The organism is Methylobacterium sp. GC_Met_2 (assembly GCF_026540795.1).
In the GTDB taxonomy this organism is placed as follows: domain Bacteria; phylum Pseudomonadota; class Alphaproteobacteria; order Rhizobiales; family Beijerinckiaceae; genus Methylobacterium.
Map to the genome: position 1 here is coordinate 14,876 of NZ_JALNUM010000030.1, position 15,691 is coordinate 30,566.

Sequence of the window (15,691 nt, forward strand, 5' to 3'; positions counted from 1 at the left end):
TGGCCTTGACCCTGTAGTTGCTACAGGGTGCATGTAGGGCCTCAGACCCTTCGGCGCGAGGCCCGGGTCGACGGAGCTTGCCATGTCAGGGCCAGGAACATCGGGAGCGGTCCCCGCGGGCGCTGCGCTGCGCTACCGCGTGAAGGGCATGGATTGCCCGAGCTGCGCGACCAAGATCGAAACAGCGGTAACCCGCCTGCCCGGCGTCCGCGACGTCCGCGTGAACTACACGGCCCAGGTCCTCGACCTCGTGCTCGACGAGGGCTCGACACCCAGGGCGGACCTGGAGAACCGGATCACGGGGCTCGGCTATGGCGTCGGGTCCCTGCCGACCGCGGCCGACCTCGCCCGCTCGCAGACGACGGGCATCGCGGCCCCGGCCATCGTCGAGGAGGAGGCGGAGACCCCCGCCTGGCGCAGCCGCAAGGGGCTTTTGGCGCTGGGCATCGCCGTCCTGTTCGCAAGCGGATTTCTCCTGCAGACGGTTCGGCCCGGGCTGGCCGGGGAATACGCCTACTGGCCCGGCGCGCTCCTGGGTCTCGCCTTCTACGGACGCCGCGCCATCGCCGCCGCCCGCAACGGCTCGCCCTTCTCCATCGAGATGCTGATGTCGGTCGCCACCATCGGGGCGCTCGCCATCCATGCCGCCGAGGAAGCGGCGGTGGTGGTCCTCCTCTTCACCGTTGGCGAGATGCTCGAAGGCTTTGCGGCCGGCCGGTCCCGGGCCGGCATCAAGGCCCTCGTGGGCCTGGTGCCGAAGACGGCGCGCCTGGTCGAGGGGGACGGCGCCGTGCGTGAGGTGGCGGCCGCCTCCCTGGTGATCGGCCAAACCGTGCTGGTGCGCCCGGGTGACCGCGTCCCTGCGGACGGCGAGGTCACGGACGGCACGTCGAGCCTCGACGAGTCCCCGATCACGGGGGAATCGGTGCCCCGGCCAAAGGAGGTCGGGGACGCCGTCTATGCCGGCAGCGTCAATGCGGACGGGGTCCTGCAGGTCAGGGTCACCCGGATGCCGTCGGACAACACCGTCGCCCGCATTCTGCACATGGTGGAGGAGGCGCAGGCTTCGAAGTCGCCGACCGCCCGGTTCATCGACCGCTTCAGCGCCGTCTACACCCCGGTCGCCTTCGCGGTCGCCGCGCTGGCGGCGCTTGGCCCGCCGCTGCTGCTCGGCGCCGACTGGGGCACCTGGATCTATCGCGGACTGGCGTTGCTCCTCATCGCCTGCCCCTGCGCCCTCGTGCTCTCGACCCCGGCCGCCATCGCCTCGGGTCTTGCCGCCGGAGCGCGGCGGGGACTGCTGGTGAAGGGCGGCGCCGCCCTGGAGACCATCGGACGGGTGCGTACCGTCGCGTTCGACAAGACGGGGACGCTCACGGCAGGGCGTCCAAGGGTCACCGACGTCCTCCCATTTGCCCCGGACATGACGGATCGCACCCTGCTCGGGCTCGCGGCGACGGTGGAGGCCGGATCGAGCCACCCCATCGCTCGTGCGATCCTCGAACGTACGGAGGCCGACGCCATCCCCCTGCGCCCCGTACGCGATGCCCGTGCGGTTCCCGGCAAGGCCGTCCAGGCCACGGTCGCCGGTCGCACGGTCGCGGTGGCATCCCCGCGCCACGCCGCGACGCTGGCCAGCCTCTTGCCGGAAGCGGAAGCGACGGTGCAGGCCCTTGAGGAAGCCGGCAAGACCGCCGTCGTCGTGGTTCGGGACGGAGAGGCGCTCGGCGTCGTGGCGGTCCGGGACGAGCCCAGACAGGATGCGGTCGCCGGCGTCGCGGCCCTGCGCCGGCTTGGGGTCGAATGCGTGATGCTGACCGGCGACAACCGGCGCACCGGCGAGGCCATCGCCAAGGGCCTGGGACTATCGGTCCGGGCCGACCTGCTGCCGGCCGACAAGCTCGCCGAGATCGGCGCGTTGAAGGAGGTCGGCCCGGTCGCTATGGTCGGCGACGGCATCAACGACGCCCCCGCGCTCGCCTCCGCCAGCGTCGGCATTGCCATGGGCGGCGGCACAGACGCGGCACTGGAGACGGCTGACGCGGCCATCCTCAACGACCGGGTATCGGACGTGGCCGCCCTCGTGGCGCTGTCCCGGGCGACGCTCGGCAACATCCACCAGAACGTGGCCATCTCGCTGGGGCTTAAGGCCGTGTTCCTGGTGACGACGCTCGCAGGCATCACTGGGCTATGGCCGGCCATCCTGGCGGATACCGGGGCGACCGTCCTAGTGACGGCCAACGCCCTTCGCCTGCTCCGGGCTTGAGCCGATGCGTCTCATACGGGAAAGGGCCGAGGTCGGCGCCCTCGTCGTAATCGCTGTGACCGCGGCGGGCACCGACCTGTGGACCAAGGCGCTGGCGGTCGACAGGCTTTCCGACGGAACCGTGCACGCGGTACTGCCGATGCTCGACCTCAGGCTCGCGTTCAATCATGGCATCAGCTTCAGCCTGCTTCCGGCGCATGACGCGACGTCCCTGGTCGTCCTTCTTGCGCTTCAGGGAATGCTGACGGCCCTCGTTGCCGGGTTGGCATTCCGCGCGACCGGAGCGTCGGAAGGAGTTGGTTTCGCCATCATGACCGGCGGTGCCCTGGGAAACCTCATCGACCGATGTGCGGACGGCCGCGTCACGGACTTCCTCGACCTGCACCCGGCGGAGGTGCATTGGTTCACCTTCAACATGGCCGATATCTGGATCAGCCTCGGGGCCGCCTTGATAGCTTGGGAGGCAGTCGGCAAGCCGGGCCGGCCGAGACCACCAGCGCCGCTTGATCCGGCCGCCCTACGGGCCCCCTAACGGCATCATTTCGGTCGTGCCCGTAATGGTCGGACGGCTTGGCCGCAGGCATCGACGATGCGGTCCTGCTAATCGAACGAATACTGGGATGCGTCCGTCCCTTCAGTCAGGCGGAGGATGCGTTTAGGAAGAACGGCGCATGGGGTCCTATGCCTCGATGCCTTCCTCGCCCGCGACATGGTCGGGCTTCTCGACCTTACCGCGTCGCTGAAGCTGGAGGGCCACGACCCAGCACAGGACCGCCCAGGCCGACCCCACGCACCAGCCCGCCAGCACGTCGGTCGCGTAGTGCACCCCGACATAGACCCGGCTCATCCCGACCACCACCGTGAGGAAGACGGCCAGCCCCATGAAGTATGCCTTGAGGCGAGCGCCCGCCGCCACGCGCGTCATGAGGGCACCGAGCGTCAGGTAGGTGACGGCGGAAAGCATGGCGTGGCTGCTGGGGAAGCTGGCGGTAAACACCTGGATGCCGCCGGGGATCTCGGGTCGCGGACGGTTGAAGAGGAGCTTGAGGCCAAAGCTGATGACCGTCCCGCCCAGGATCGAGCCCACCACCAGGACCGCTGCCCCCTGCTTGCGGATCAGGAGCAGGTAGCCTGCCACAGCCGCGATGAGAAAGCAGAGAATCACCATGCTGCCCAGGGAGGTCACGTCCCGGGCCATCTCGTGCAGCCAATCCGGTCCAATCGGACCAGCCGCGCCGGGTGGACGGAAGAAGTGGGCGACGCGGGTGTCGAACCCCATCGTGCCGCCCTCCATGACCTTGTCGGCCAGGAGACCAAACCCGAGGATGAGGGCGGCGACGCAAAACAGCGTCACGGGCAGACCGATCTCCCGTTTGCCGAGGCGCGCCATGATACCGGCACGGGCGGACGGAGAGGATTGGTTCATGCGCCCGAACTCCTGGATCGGTCCCTTGACGGTTGCTGGCTCGGGACACTCACCGCCTCATGCGGCAGAGCCGAAGAACCCGTTCGGATCCTCGCCCGTTCCCCCGCGGTGAGCGGCGAGCCAAGGAGAACCCGCACCTTTGTTGCCCGCAATGGTCGCATCCACGCCGAGATCCCTGCGGAGGAGGACCTGAAACGTCGGATATCGACCCCGAGGCCTAGTGGTCGAAACCTGACGCTTGATGCCGTCCGCTTCCGACCCTGGCTGTGTCAAAACCCTGCTGATGGTATCTTTTCCGGATCGACCGGAGGATGGCATGGGACGGTTTGTTGTCGGTGCCGAGCGCGATCAGACGACGCTGTTTCCGCCTTGTCTTGAAGACTGGATCGCCGAGGACAACCCGGTCCGCGTGGTCGATGCCTTCGTGGACGCGCTGGATCTTGGCGGGCTCGGTTTCGCGGGTGTCGATGCGGCGCGAACGGGACGACCGGGCTACCATCCGACCGCTCTCCTAAAACTCTACGTCTACGGCTATCTCAACCGGGTCCCGTCGAGCCGACGTCTGGAGCGCGAAGCGGGCCGCAACGTCGAGGTCATGTGGCTGACGGGCCAGCTGTCGCCCGATCACAAGACCATTGCTGAGTTCCGCCGTAAGAACGGACCGGCCATAGGACGCGCCTGTGCCCGCTTCGTCGCGTTGTGTCGCGAGATGGGCCTTCTGACGGGGACGCGCGTCGCGATCGACGGCTCGAAGTTCAAGGCGGTCAACAACCGCGACCGCAACTTCACGCAAGGAAAGCTCGACCGGCGCCGTCAGCAGATTGAGGAAAGCGTGTTGCGCTACCTCTCGCAGCTCGACACGGCCGATCGTCAGGATCCCACACCCGAACTGGCCGCCAAGGTGGTGCGGCTTAAGGAGAAGATCGCTCGCCTTGGGCAGGAGATGAAACGGTTGGCCGGCCTGGAAGAGCAGATGAAGGCGGCGCCTGACCGGCAGATCTCACTGACCGATCCCGATGCGCGATCGATGGCAACCAGCGGGCGCGGGTCGGGCATGGTGGGCTACAACGTCCAGGTGGCGGTCGAGACCGAGCATCATCTGATCGTGGCTCACGCGGTGACCAATGCCGGCTCGGACCGAGCGCAGCTCAGTGGAATGGCAGTGCGGGCCAAGCAGGCTTTGGAGACGGATACGCTCGATGCGGTGGCCGACCGGGGGTATTACTCCGGCCAGGAAATCCTCGCCTGCGAACGAGCCGGCATCTCCGTCATGCTGCCCCGGCCCATGACCTCAGGCGCCAAGGCCGCCGGACGCTTCGGCAAAGAGGACTTTCTCTACCATCGTGAGAAGAACGCCTACCTGTGTCCGGCGGGTGAGACGCTGTCACATCGCTGCACCACGGTGGAGAATGGCCTCACGCTGCATCGTTACTGGACGAATGCTTGCTCGGCCTGCCCGCTAAAGGCGGACTGCACGACGGGCAAGGAGCGCCGGGTGACGCGTTGGGAGCACGAGGACGTGCTGGAAACCGTGCAGCGCCGATTGGACGGCGATCCACTGGCCATGCGGGTCCGGCGCGAGACGGTCGAGCATCCCTTTGGCACGCTGAAGGCGCGGATGGGGGCCACGCACTTCCTGACCAAGACCCTGCCGCGCGTCTCGACCGAGATGGCCCTTCAGGTCCTGGCCTACAATCTAACCCGAGTTCTCAACATCTTGGGAAGCCGGAAGCTCCTTGCGGCGATCCCAGCCTGAGCGAGGGCTCGGCTCGTCCGCCGAATAAGCCGGGAAGCTGTCCAAGAGGCGCCTTCAAACCAAAACTGGTCGTCTCCCGACCGTAAGAACACGTTCGGCGCGGTGAATACCCCCTTCTCGCGAGACCGGGACGTCACCCAACCGCAAAAGCTCACACCTTCGAGTTTTGACACGGCCTGGACCCTTCTCGGACCCTGGGAAGGTCCGCTTCGTGGCAGGTTGGCGGAGGATGACCTACGTCTGGGTCGGGTGGGAAGCAGCTTGGCTGCTTTCAGTCGCAAGACGTTCTTAAGCGGACCTAGGATGACCCGCCGTCTCCGGATGGACGGTCCAACCCATCGCAGGGTCGAAGTTCGTTAAAGTCGGATGCCGACATCATCAGAGGCGATGCGACCGGCACGAAAGTGCTCTGCCTCGGGAGACAGCGTGATTCACGATTGCAAAGCCCCGGTCACGCGACATCTCGTGCTGGTCCGGCATGGCCAGAGCGTAGCCAACCGATCCGGCCTGTTCACGGGATTGCTGGACTCGCCCTTGACCGAGCAGGGCCGGAGGGAAGCCGAGGCAGCCGGCCGGCGTTTGGCAGAGTGCAACTGGCGCTTTTCCGCTGCCTTCACCTCGACGCTAACGCGGGCCGTCGTGAGCGGCCGGCTTATCCTCGATGCGCTCGGGCAACCCGAATTGGTCCCCCAAAGCTTCGCCGCGCTCGACGAGCGAGACTACGGGGACCTCAGCGGGCTCGACAAGATCGCCGCCGATGCGCGCTGGGGGGCGGAGCGGATCGAGACCTGGCGCCGCTCCTACGCAGAGGCGCCGCCGAACGGTGAGAGCCTGCGCGATACCGTCTCCCGCATCGTGCCATGCTACCTCCGAACCATCCAGCCGGCGGTCATGGGCGGAGACGTGCTCGTCGTCGCCCACGGCAATTGCCTGCGGGCGCTTGTGATGGCGCTCGAAGACCTGAGCCCGGCGGACGTCGAGCACCTCGAACTCGCGACGGGCTCCGTCAGGATCTATGAGCTTGCCGCGGACACGACGATCAAGGCCCACTGGATCGACGGGTGAATCCGCCTGTCGGCCTCTCACAATGGGTCTCCGTGATCTGCGAAGGGGCACTTATTTCATCTATTTCAGTGATGGGAAGCATCTAATCATTCCGTTGGAGTGAATGAAAAGAACATGGGATTCTCCGGCATCACATCGGAGCCACCCATGTCCGCGCCCAGACTTTTCTCCCACGCTCGGTCAATGCGTGCCTTGGCCGGCACGAGAGCCATCCTTCCGGGACTGGGCCTCTGTGTGGCGGTCACCGCCGCAGCGGTCGGCTTCGAGGCCGCCGAGGCGCACCTGTTCGGTCGTGCCTGGCTCGAAGCCCTGGTGCTCGCGATCCTGCTCGGCAGCGCGATCCGCACCATTTGGACCCCGTCGCAGCGTTTCTTTCCCGGCATCGCCTTCGGGGCCAAGACCGTGCTGGAGATCGCGGTCGTACTACTCGGCGCGTCGCTCAGCCTCGCGACGATCCTCGCCGCCGGACCGGGCCTTCTCTTCGGCATCGCGGGCGTCGTCGTGGTCGCGATCCTGTCGAGCTACGGCATCGGCCGGGCGCTCGGGCTGCACCCGCGCATGGCGATCCTCGTCGCATGCGGTAACTCGATCTGCGGCAACTCGGCGATCGCGGCCACGGCACCGGTGATCGGCGCCGACGGCGAGGATGTCGCCGCCTCCATCGCCTTCACCGCGGTGCTGGGCGTGCTGGTGGTGCTCGGCCTGCCGCTGCTGGTGCCGCTGCTCGGTCTGTCGCCGATGCAGTACGGCGTGCTCGCCGGCCTCACCGTCTACGCTGTTCCGCAGGTCCTCGCCGCCACCGCGCCGGTCGCGGCGCTCAGCGTCCAGGTCGGAACCCTGGTGAAGCTCGTCCGGGTGCTGATGCTAGGCCCGGTCGTCCTGGTGCTCTCGCTCGGCGCAAGCCGGCTGCGCGAGGAGACCGACGAGGCCGCCCCCGGCGTCACCGCGGGCGACCGCCCGGCCCGCGGCGGCCTCGCGATCCACCGCCTGGTGCCGTGGTTCATCCTCGCCTTCCTTGCGTCCGCGGGCCTTCGCTCGACGGGCCTGATCCCGCCGGTTGCGCTCGCGCCGATGTCGGAGACCGCCAACGTGCTGACCGTGGTCTCGATGGCGGCGCTCGGCCTCGGGGTCGACGTGCGCAGCGTCGCCAAGGCCGGGGCGCGGGTGACCCTCGCGGTGGTCGCCTCGCTCCTCGCCCTCGGCGCCGTCAGCCTCGGCCTGATCCGCGTGCTCGGCCTCGTCTGATCCGCGCTATGGCATCGATCCAACTCCTTGATGAAAGAACTGCCGTGACACGTTCGTCCCAATCTTCGTCCGAGGCGGTCGCGCAGGCGACGGGATGGTTGATGAGGCCGGGTCGCGAAACGGCGGACGCGGCAGCCCTTCTCGACGGGTTCAGTGCGTGCCTCTTGGGGCTTGGCTTGCCACTGGCCCGCGCCACCACCCACGCGCCGACCCTGCATCCGTCGTTCCGCTGGGTAATGCGCGTCTGGCATCCAGGAGCGTCGAGCCTAGCCCTGCGTCGCCGCCACGGCATCGAGAGTACGCCGACCTTCCACGGCAACACCGTCGAGCGCGTAGTCGAGACCCGTACCCCATTCCGATGCCGTCTCGACGGGGATGGGCCGCTGCCGTTTCCTGTGCTCGGCGAGCTTCGCACCGAGGGTCTAACCGACTACCTCATCGTGCCGCTGCGCGCCGCGCGTGGACGCATGGGCGCCGCCTCCTGGGCCACGGCGAGACCGGGCGGCTTCACGCCGATCGAGATCGACACGTTGCTGGCGCTGGTCGAGCCGTTCTCGCTGCTGTTCGAGATCAAGGCGCTCGACGACATGCTAGGCGCGGTGCTGAGTGCCTATGTCGGACGCGACCCGGCGCGGCAAATCCTGGCCGGCACGGTGCGGCGCGGCGACGTACGCTTGATGCGGGCCGCGATGATGCTGACCGACCTGCGCGGGTTCGGCGAACTGTCCGACCGGCAAAGCTCCGACCGTGTCGTGGCCGCCCTCAACCGGATGTTCGATGCCATCGTGCCGGCCGTCGAGGCGGAAGGCGGCGAGGTGCTGAAGTACATCGGCGACGGGCTACTGGCCGTGTTCGATGCCGATCGCGACGAGGCCGAGGCGCGCAGTGCCGCCTTGCGTTCCGCCGAGGCCGCGCTTGATGCGCTTGCGACCCTGCGCGACGGTGACAGGGCTGCCTTCGAGGTCGGCGTCGCACTTCATGTCGGGGAGGTCGCCTACGGCAATATCGGCGGCGGCGACCGGGTCGATTTCACGGCGATCGGCCGCGATCTCAACGTGCTCGCCCGCGTCGAGCGCCTGTGCAAGACCTACGACACGCCGCTGATCGCCACCGACACCTTCATCGACGGGTTGGCACATGCCCTTGAACCGCTTGGCACCGTCGCCCTGCGCGGTTTTTCCGAGCGTCACGCCCTGTTCGGGTGTCGCAGGACCGCGCCCGTCGGCGCGCCGGCGGCGTGACGCCGAGACGGCGTCCTTGATCGTCCCATCGGAGATCGAAACTTCTCAAATCATCGCGTTTGGAGATCATTCGTATCGCGAAAGACCGTTGGTGGGAATAAATCGCATCCCGTAGCATCTCCCTGGTCGCGAGGAATCGCCACGGGCCCGGTGCCCTCGAACGCATCGACGCCGACATCCTTCAAGGGGAGAGACCATGCACGGACTGGACAGACCGATGAACCGCCGCCTCGTCCTGGGTGGCCTAGGGCTCGGCAGCCTCGGCGCCGCCATACCGGCCTGGGCGGGCGGCTCGGTGAAGCTTCCGCTGCCCGGCGGCCCGGACGAGCGGGCGCTGACCACGGCCTTTCCGGGCAAGGCCGAGATGATCCTCCAGCGCACTCATCCGCCGCTACTGGAGACGCCGTTCTCGGTGTTCGACGAGGGCGTGTTCACCCCCAACGATCGCTTCTACGTCCGCTGGCACTGGGCCTCGATCCCGACCGAAGTCGATGCCGGCACCTTCCGGCTCAAGGTCCACGGCCATGTCGAGAAGGAGCTCTCGCTCTCGCTCGACGCCATCGCCGGCCTGCCGCGCTTCGAGATCGCCGCGGTGAACCAGTGCTCGGGCAATTCGCGTGGGCTGTTCGAGCCGCGGGTGCCCGGCGCGCAATGGGCCAACGGCTCGATGGGCAACGCCCGCTGGACCGGGGTGCGCCTCAAGGACGTGCTCGAAAAGGCCGGGGTGAAGTCCGGCGCCGTGCAGGTGCGCTTCAGCGGCCTCGACGAGCCCGTGGTCGACGACGCGCCGGACTTCAAGAAGTCCCTCGATCTCGACCACGCCAACAATGGTGAGGTGATGATCGCCTACGCGATGAACGGCGAGCAACTTCCGCTGCTCAACGGTTTCCCGCTCCGCCTCGTGGTGCCGGGCTGGTACTCGACCTACTGGGTCAAGATGCTGTCCGACATCGAGGTGCTGGACAAGCCCGACGACCAATATTGGATGAAGACCGCTTACCGCATACCGGACGTGCCGGGCGCTAACATCAAGCCCGGTCAGACCGGCTTCAAGACGGTGCCGATCAACAGGATGGTGCCGCGCTCGTTCGTAACCAACCTGCAGGACGGCGCCAAGGTGGCGGCCGGAACGCCGGTGGCGTTGCGCGGCATCGCCTTCGGCGGCGATTGCGGGGTGAAGGCGGTCGAGTTCTCCGGCGACGGCGGGGCGACGTGGTTCCCGGCGCAGCTCGGCGCGGACGAGGGCCCCTACAGCTTCCGCCGCTTCGAGGGCAGCCTGCCGGCGCTGGCCTCCGGCACCCACACGGTCCGGGTCCGCTGCACCAACACCAACGGCGTCGCGCAGCCCATGGACCGGGTCTGGAACGGCGCCGGCTTCATGCAGAACGGCATCGAGGCCGTGTCATTCCAGGCCGCTTGAGGAGAACAGCCATGAACCCGATCCGCCCTGCGGCCCTCATCGCCGCCCTCATACTGTCTCCCATGGTGGCGCTCGCCGCTTCGGCTCCCGAGCCGATGCGCTTCACCTCGCAATCGATCGAATTCCCGACTTCCGACCGGATCTTCCCGGACGGGCCGGGGGCCGAGGCGGTCAACAACAACTGCCTCGCCTGCCACTCGGCCGGGATGGTGCTGACCCAGCCCAAGCTCACGAAGGCGCAGTGGACCGAGACCGTGAACAAGATGGTTCACGTCTACAAGGCGCCCGTCGATCCGGCCGACGTGCAGACCATCGTCAATTACCTCACGGCGTTGAAGCCGACGCCCTGAATCCCCGAATCCAGAGGCCACCGCGTTTTTTTCGCCGGCCTCGGGGAATAGACCGCACCTTCCGGCATCTCCTCAGGGCGATGCACGGCCGGCCCGGCCTTGCACCACGGATTTCCGATTTCGAACCAGCCCTCGCGGCCGGCCTTTGGCCGCCGAACGAGTGCGCATGCCCGAGAGACCCGCTTCATGACCCATATCCGCACCAGCCTCCGCACCCTCCTCGCCGGAGCCGCCTTGCTCCTCGCCCAGGGCCAGCCCGGGTTCGCCGCCGGCTTCGACGGCGCGATCAAGAACAACGCCCTGGCGCTGAACGCCGCCGGGACCGTCGCCGCTGTGTCGAACAGCGAGGAGAGCGCCGTCGTCGTCTACGACGTCGCCAAGGGCACCGTGCTGCGCCGCCTCGACGGCTTCGTCACGCCGCGCAACATCGTGTTCGCACTGGACGGCGCCCGCTTCTACATCTCCGACAGCGGCACCGGCCGGATCACGGTCTACGAGACCGCCACCGGCAAGGAGGCCGGCGTTCTCGCCGCGGGCCCCGGCGCGTTCGGCACGGTGCTCTCGGCCGACGGGACCAAGCTCTACGTCAACAACGAGGCCGCGAGCACGCTGACCGTGTTCGACACCAAGACCATGCTCGCCGAGGCCGTGATCCCCGGCTTCGCGCAGCCGCGCCAGGGCGTGAAGCTGTCGCCGGACGGCAAGACCGTGTTCGTGACGAACTTCCTCGGCGACAAGATTACGTTGGTCGATACCGCCACCAACAAGATCACCGGCGAGATCGCCGGGTTCGACAAGCTGCGCGCCATCTCGATCACCAAGGACGGTAAGACGCTGTTTGCCGCCAATAGCGGCCGTAACACCATCGGCGTGGTCGATGTCGCCGCCCGTAAAGTCACCTCCGAGGTGGCAGTGGGCAAGGACCCCTACGGCGCCGCGCTGACCCCGGACGGGCGCTTCGTCTATTCGGGCAACCTCAAGGACAACTCGCTCTCGGTGATCGACACCGGCACCCTCAAGGTCGTCGCCACGGTGACCGGCCTGAACGAGCCGCGCCAGGCGATCGCGTTCTCGGCCGACAACGCCCACGCCTACGTCCTCAACCGCGACCTCAGCGTCGCCGTGGTGGACCGGGCGAAGAACGTAGTCGTCTCGACGATGAAGCCGTGAAGCGACGCGCGTCGGGGGCCTTATCGCCCCCGGCGCGTTCTCGTCGTCGACACGTCACGAACGCAGGACAAAAACCCCATGCTCGGCCTGTTCCAGCGCAAGGACCGCCTCATCGTGCACGGCGAGGCGCCCTACAATGCCGAGCCGCCGCTCGATCGCCTGCGGGCGGCCTTCCTCACCGACCAGGCCGACTTCTACGTCCGCAGCCACGGCAACATCCCGGACCTCGACGCCGACGGCTACCGCCTGACTGTCGACGGGATGGTCGCGACGCCCCTCGAATTGTCCGTCGCCGATCTGAAGGCACGCTTCGCGCACGTCACCGTCACGGCGGTGATGCAATGCGCCGGCAACCGCCGGGCCGACATGCTGGCTGTGGCCCCGGTCTCCGGCGACCCGTGGGCGCCCGGCGCCATCGGCAACGCGGAATGGACCGGGGTGCGGCTCGCCGACGTCCTGCACGCCGCCGGGATCGATGCGTGCGGTACGCGCCACGTCGCCTTCGAGAGCCACGACCGGATCGCCCGTACGGACACGCGCTTCGGCGCCTCGATCCTACTCGCCAAGGCACTGGCCCCCGAGACGCTGCTCGCCTTCTCGATGAACGGCGAGCCTCTCGCCCCCGAGCACGGCCATCCCCTACGAGTGGTCGTTCCAGGATTTGCCGGCATCCGCAGCCCGAAATGGCTCGCCCGCATCACGGTGCAGGACCACCCCTCCGACAATCCGATGCAGGCCGACGACTACAAGCTATTCCCGCCCGACGTGACGGCCGAGACCGCCGACCCGGCCCACGGCATCACCATCGAGGCGATGCCGCTCAACAGCGCGATCTGCGAGCCCGCCCGCGGCGCAGCGTTGAAGGCCGGCCGGCACGCGATCCGCGGCTACGCCATCGCCAGCGACCGCGCGGTCGCCCGCGTAGACGTCTCGACGGATGGCGGTCGCAGCTGGGCACAGGCCCGGATCGACCGCGATGCCGACGCGCCCTACGCCTGGACGTTCTGGGAGATCGACCGCGAGCTGACCGCGGGCGAGCACGAACTCGCGGTGCGGGCCTGGGACTCCGCCGGCCAGACCCAGCCGGCGGCGCCCGACGACACCTGGAACTACAAGGGCTACCTCAGCGCCGCCTGGCACCGGGTACGGGTCACGGTGGCCTAACAGTCACGCCCAGAGCAGGGCGGTGGCCGCAAGGCCCGAGATCGCGATCAGCAAGGCCGCGATCCCGACGGTGAGGATGCGCGGCATCATCGGGATCTCGGCATCGGCGAGACGCGCCCGGATCGCCCGGTCCCGCCATGCGGCGCCGGCGAACGAGGCAAGCGCGCAGGCGATCAACGTGAGCGACAGCACCTTTAGCGGCCAGACCGCCAGCACCTCCCGCAGGAAGCGCTGCGCGGCCAGGCCGACGCCGAGGAAGGCGAGCCCGGTGCGAAGCCACGCCACGAACGTACGCTCGGCTGCCAGAACCGTCCGGTCCTCGGCGAGCCTCACCCGGGGATCGTCGGGGTGCACGGGTTTCGCAGGATCGCTCATCCGGCATCCGCCGTCGCGATCAGGTCGAGCAACGCGTCGGCGGCCCGGCTGCGGTAGCGCTCCTTGTGGCGCAGCACCCGGAACGGCCGGCTCGGCAGGGCGAACGCCGCCCGCACCAGGGTTCCGGCCCGAAGCGCTGCGGCGACCACGGTCTCGGACAGGACGGCGGCCCCGCCCCCGGCCTCGACGGCGGCGCGCACCGCCTCGTTAGAGGGCAGTTCGAGCGTGACCCGAAGCTGGGCGGCTGCGAGGCCGGCCGCACCCAGGGCCGTCTCGAAGGCCGAGCGGGTTCCCGATCCCGCCTCGCGCAGCACCCAGTCGGCCCCGGCGAGATTTTCGGGTTCGAGGGCGGTCGCCCCGGCGAAGGCATGGCCAGGGGCGACCACGAGGACCAGTTGGTCCTGCGCGATGGTGGTGCTCGCAAGCGTCGGGTCGTCGAGCGCCCCCTCGACGAAGCCGAGTTCGGCCTGCCCGGCGCGCACTGCGTCGGCGGCGTCGGTGGTGTTGCCCACCGCCAACCGGATAGCGATCTCAGGGTAGGCCCGGCGGAAGGCGACGAGGTGGCGAGGCAGCCAGTCGCTGGCGATGGTCTGGCTGGCGTAGAGCGCCAGCGTCCCGCGCCGCAGGCCGCTGAGGTCGGCGAGCACCAGTTCGGCCGCGTCGGCGCGGGCAAGCACGGCGCGGGCCTCGACGAGGAACACGCGCCCCGCCTCGGTCAACTCGATCCCGCGGCCGACCCGGTGAAACAGCTTCGTCGCGTGCCGCCCCTCGATGTTGGCGATCGCCGTGCTGACCGCCGACTGGACGAGGTTCAGCGCTTCGGCAGCCCGCGTCACGTGCTGCCGCTCGGCCACCGCCACGAAGATGCGGAGCTGGTCGAGGGTCACGGCTGCCGACGATCCGGCGCGAGGCCACGCACCTGCGCATCGACCGCCTGCGCGACAGTGAGCAGCCGGGCCTCATCAGTTCGACCGGTGACGACGTAGGACATGCCGCCATCGACCCAGGAGAAGGCGGCGACATCGCCCTCGCGACCGAAGCGGAAGAGCGTTCGCCCATCGCCGTCTCCGACACGGCTGTAGAGCGACAGGCGGGTTCCGCGGTCGTCGTCGTACATTAGCATCGCTGCGGATTCGGCGCCGGCCGGCAGCAGCCGCCCGCCCATCAGGCGAAACCCTTGGGCCGCGAGATCGGGGGCCGCGACCGCGTGACCGAGGCGCTTCGAGAGCCACGTCACGAGGTGGAGCTTCTCGTCGGCGCGCACCTCCACCGGATGCACCACCTCGACCACGAAGGTGCGAAAGGCCGCGACCGCGTCCTGCGTCGCCGGTGCCTCCGCCACCATCGCCGTCGCGGGTCCGCCGCGCAGGGCATGGCCGACCCAGCCGCCGGCACCGCCGAGCGCAAGGCAGAGCACGGCTGCAGCTGCCATGGGGAACCAGCCCCCGCCGACGAACCGACGTCGCGGGCGAATGTTGGCCACCCGGAGCCGCGCCGGGATCGCCTCCTCGGCGATCGGCGCGAGGCGGGCACGCATGCGCTCGCGCAGGGCGCGATCCGCCGAGACCTCGGCCGCACGCGCGGGGTTTCCTTTGAGCCATGCCTCGACCAGCGCCTGCCGCTCCGGTTCGAGGCGGCCGTCGATCAGGCCGTGCAGGTCGTCCTCGCCGACCGGGCGTGGATCCCCGCTCATTTCACCCTCCTCAAGAGGCCGGTCCGGCCAGTTTCCAGAAAACTTCGCATCCGTGTCCGCGCCCGGCTTAAGCGCGACATCACCGTGCCGAGCGGTACCCCGAGCACCTGGGCCGCCTCGGCATAAGACAGATCCTCCACCGCGACGAGCAGCAGCACCGAGCGCTGTTCCTCGGGCAGGGTGTCGAGCCCGGCGAGTACGTCGTGGCCTCCCAACGCGGCTTCCGGGTCGATACCCGGATCGGGCACCTGCTCCAGTGCTTCCGCGCCGACATCGACGCCGCGCCGGCCCCGGCGCCGGACGGCGCCGAGGAACAGATTGCGCTCGATCGTGAACAGCCACGCCCGCAAGTCGCCGTCGCGGCGACGCCCGGACCAGGCGGACAATGCCCGCTCCAGCGTGTCCTGAACGAGGTCGTCGGCCGCCTCGCGGTCCCGCAACAGCGCGACGGCGTAGCGCCGCAACGCCGGGATCTGCGGTTCGATGAGGGCGGCGATCTCGTCCAACGACGTTTCCCGGT

Annotated in this window: 15 protein-coding genes; 10 read left to right on the top strand and 5 right to left on the bottom strand. The window is 68.6% G+C overall.

Features of this window, described 5'->3' with window-relative positions:
• Positions 1 to 82 precede the first annotated feature (82 nt).
• Both OXS49_RS12805 and lspA read left to right on the top strand, forming a co-directional pair.
• Positions 83 to 2,266, top strand: coding sequence for a heavy metal translocating P-type ATPase (locus tag OXS49_RS12805; RefSeq protein ID WP_056250436.1), 2,184 nt, complete (start codon positions 83 to 85; stop codon positions 2,264 to 2,266).
• 4 nt (positions 2,267 to 2,270) lie between these two features.
• Positions 2,271 to 2,798: a signal peptidase II gene (lspA, locus tag OXS49_RS12810; protein ID WP_056250438.1), complete on the top strand. Its 528-nt coding sequence runs from the start codon at positions 2,271 to 2,273 to the stop codon at positions 2,796 to 2,798.
• A gap of 147 nt (positions 2,799 to 2,945) precedes the next feature.
• On the opposite strand, the gene OXS49_RS12815 is transcribed toward lspA, so the two are convergent.
• Entirely contained in the window at positions 2,946 to 3,692 is a 747-nt protein-coding gene (locus OXS49_RS12815) for a phosphatase PAP2 family protein (RefSeq protein ID WP_056250441.1), read from the bottom strand.
• A 316-nt stretch (positions 3,693 to 4,008) separates the two neighbouring features.
• On the opposite strand from OXS49_RS12815, the gene OXS49_RS12820 reads away from it, so the two are divergent.
• The 8 genes from OXS49_RS12820 to OXS49_RS12855 all read left to right on the top strand — a co-directional run bounded on the left by OXS49_RS12820 (position 4,009) and on the right by OXS49_RS12855 (position 13,103).
• Positions 4,009 to 5,448, top strand: a complete 1,440-nt coding sequence (locus tag OXS49_RS12820; RefSeq protein ID WP_056250443.1) for an IS1182 family transposase — start codon at positions 4,009 to 4,011, stop codon at positions 5,446 to 5,448.
• Positions 5,449 to 5,874: 426 nt separating this feature from the next.
• On the top strand, positions 5,875 to 6,513 hold the full coding sequence (locus OXS49_RS12825; RefSeq protein WP_056250445.1) for a 2,3-bisphosphoglycerate-dependent phosphoglycerate mutase: 639 nt from the start codon (positions 5,875 to 5,877) through the stop codon (positions 6,511 to 6,513).
• Positions 6,514 to 6,660: 147 nt separating this feature from the next.
• The gene (locus OXS49_RS12830; RefSeq protein ID WP_267424622.1) at positions 6,661 to 7,758 is read left to right on the top strand and encodes a putative sulfate exporter family transporter; all 1,098 of its coding nucleotides are present in this window, start codon (positions 6,661 to 6,663) and stop codon (positions 7,756 to 7,758) included.
• A 101-nt stretch (positions 7,759 to 7,859) separates the two neighbouring features.
• Entirely contained in the window at positions 7,860 to 8,999 is a 1,140-nt protein-coding gene (locus tag OXS49_RS12835; protein ID WP_056250448.1) for an adenylate/guanylate cyclase domain-containing protein, read from the top strand.
• Positions 9,000 to 9,195: 196 nt separating this feature from the next.
• Entirely contained in the window at positions 9,196 to 10,419 is a 1,224-nt protein-coding gene (locus OXS49_RS12840) for a molybdopterin-dependent oxidoreductase (protein ID WP_056250451.1), read from the top strand.
• Positions 10,420 to 10,430: 11 nt separating this feature from the next.
• Positions 10,431 to 10,769, top strand: a complete 339-nt coding sequence (locus tag OXS49_RS12845) for a cytochrome c (RefSeq protein WP_267424623.1) — start codon at positions 10,431 to 10,433, stop codon at positions 10,767 to 10,769.
• Positions 10,770 to 10,955: 186 nt separating this feature from the next.
• Entirely contained in the window at positions 10,956 to 11,939 is a 984-nt protein-coding gene (locus OXS49_RS12850) for a beta-propeller fold lactonase family protein (protein WP_267424624.1), read from the top strand.
• A gap of 78 nt (positions 11,940 to 12,017) precedes the next feature.
• Positions 12,018 to 13,103: a molybdopterin-dependent oxidoreductase gene (locus tag OXS49_RS12855; protein ID WP_056250462.1), complete on the top strand. Its 1,086-nt coding sequence runs from the start codon at positions 12,018 to 12,020 to the stop codon at positions 13,101 to 13,103.
• 3 nt (positions 13,104 to 13,106) lie between these two features.
• Here OXS49_RS12855 and OXS49_RS12860 read toward each other — a convergent pair whose 3' ends face one another.
• From OXS49_RS12860 to OXS49_RS12875, 4 genes are read right to left on the bottom strand one after another with little or no spacing between them, the layout of a single operon-like run.
• Positions 13,107 to 13,478 carry a DUF202 domain-containing protein gene (locus OXS49_RS12860; protein ID WP_056250466.1) on the bottom strand — a complete coding sequence of 124 codons (372 nt, stop codon included), beginning with the start codon at positions 13,476 to 13,478 and terminating at the stop codon, positions 13,107 to 13,109.
• Complete coding sequence (locus tag OXS49_RS12865; RefSeq protein ID WP_056250469.1) at positions 13,475 to 14,365, bottom strand: LysR family transcriptional regulator; 891 nt, start codon at positions 14,363 to 14,365, stop codon at positions 13,475 to 13,477. The genes OXS49_RS12860 and OXS49_RS12865 overlap by 4 nt, the downstream gene beginning before the upstream one ends.
• The gene (locus OXS49_RS12870) at positions 14,362 to 15,171 is read right to left on the bottom strand and encodes an anti-sigma factor (RefSeq protein ID WP_056250472.1); all 810 of its coding nucleotides are present in this window, start codon (positions 15,169 to 15,171) and stop codon (positions 14,362 to 14,364) included. The genes OXS49_RS12865 and OXS49_RS12870 overlap by 4 nt, the downstream gene beginning before the upstream one ends.
• Positions 15,168 to 15,677: a sigma-70 family RNA polymerase sigma factor gene (locus OXS49_RS12875; protein WP_056250474.1), complete on the bottom strand. Its 510-nt coding sequence runs from the start codon at positions 15,675 to 15,677 to the stop codon at positions 15,168 to 15,170. The genes OXS49_RS12870 and OXS49_RS12875 overlap by 4 nt, the downstream gene beginning before the upstream one ends.
• Between the last annotated feature and the right edge of the window lie 14 nt (positions 15,678 to 15,691).

Coding starts and splice junctions, on each gene's coding strand:
- OXS49_RS12805 (WP_056250436.1), top strand. CDS start 83: ATGTCAGGGCCAGGAACATCGGGAGCGGTCCCCGCGGGCGCTGCGCTG.
- lspA (WP_056250438.1), top strand. CDS start 2,271: ATGCGTCTCATACGGGAAAGGGCCGAGGTCGGCGCCCTCGTCGTAATC.
- OXS49_RS12815 (WP_056250441.1), bottom strand. CDS start 3,692: ATGAACCAATCCTCTCCGTCCGCCCGTGCCGGTATCATGGCGCGCCTC.
- OXS49_RS12820 (WP_056250443.1), top strand. CDS start 4,009: ATGGGACGGTTTGTTGTCGGTGCCGAGCGCGATCAGACGACGCTGTTT.
- OXS49_RS12830 (WP_267424622.1), top strand. CDS start 6,661: ATGTCCGCGCCCAGACTTTTCTCCCACGCTCGGTCAATGCGTGCCTTG.
- OXS49_RS12835 (WP_056250448.1), top strand. CDS start 7,860: ATGAGGCCGGGTCGCGAAACGGCGGACGCGGCAGCCCTTCTCGACGGG.
- OXS49_RS12840 (WP_056250451.1), top strand. CDS start 9,196: ATGCACGGACTGGACAGACCGATGAACCGCCGCCTCGTCCTGGGTGGC.
- OXS49_RS12845 (WP_267424623.1), top strand. CDS start 10,431: ATGAACCCGATCCGCCCTGCGGCCCTCATCGCCGCCCTCATACTGTCT.
- OXS49_RS12850 (WP_267424624.1), top strand. CDS start 10,956: ATGACCCATATCCGCACCAGCCTCCGCACCCTCCTCGCCGGAGCCGCC.
- OXS49_RS12855 (WP_056250462.1), top strand. CDS start 12,018: ATGCTCGGCCTGTTCCAGCGCAAGGACCGCCTCATCGTGCACGGCGAG.
- OXS49_RS12860 (WP_056250466.1), bottom strand. CDS start 13,478: ATGAGCGATCCTGCGAAACCCGTGCACCCCGACGATCCCCGGGTGAGG.
- OXS49_RS12870 (WP_056250472.1), bottom strand. CDS start 15,171: ATGAGCGGGGATCCACGCCCGGTCGGCGAGGACGACCTGCACGGCCTG.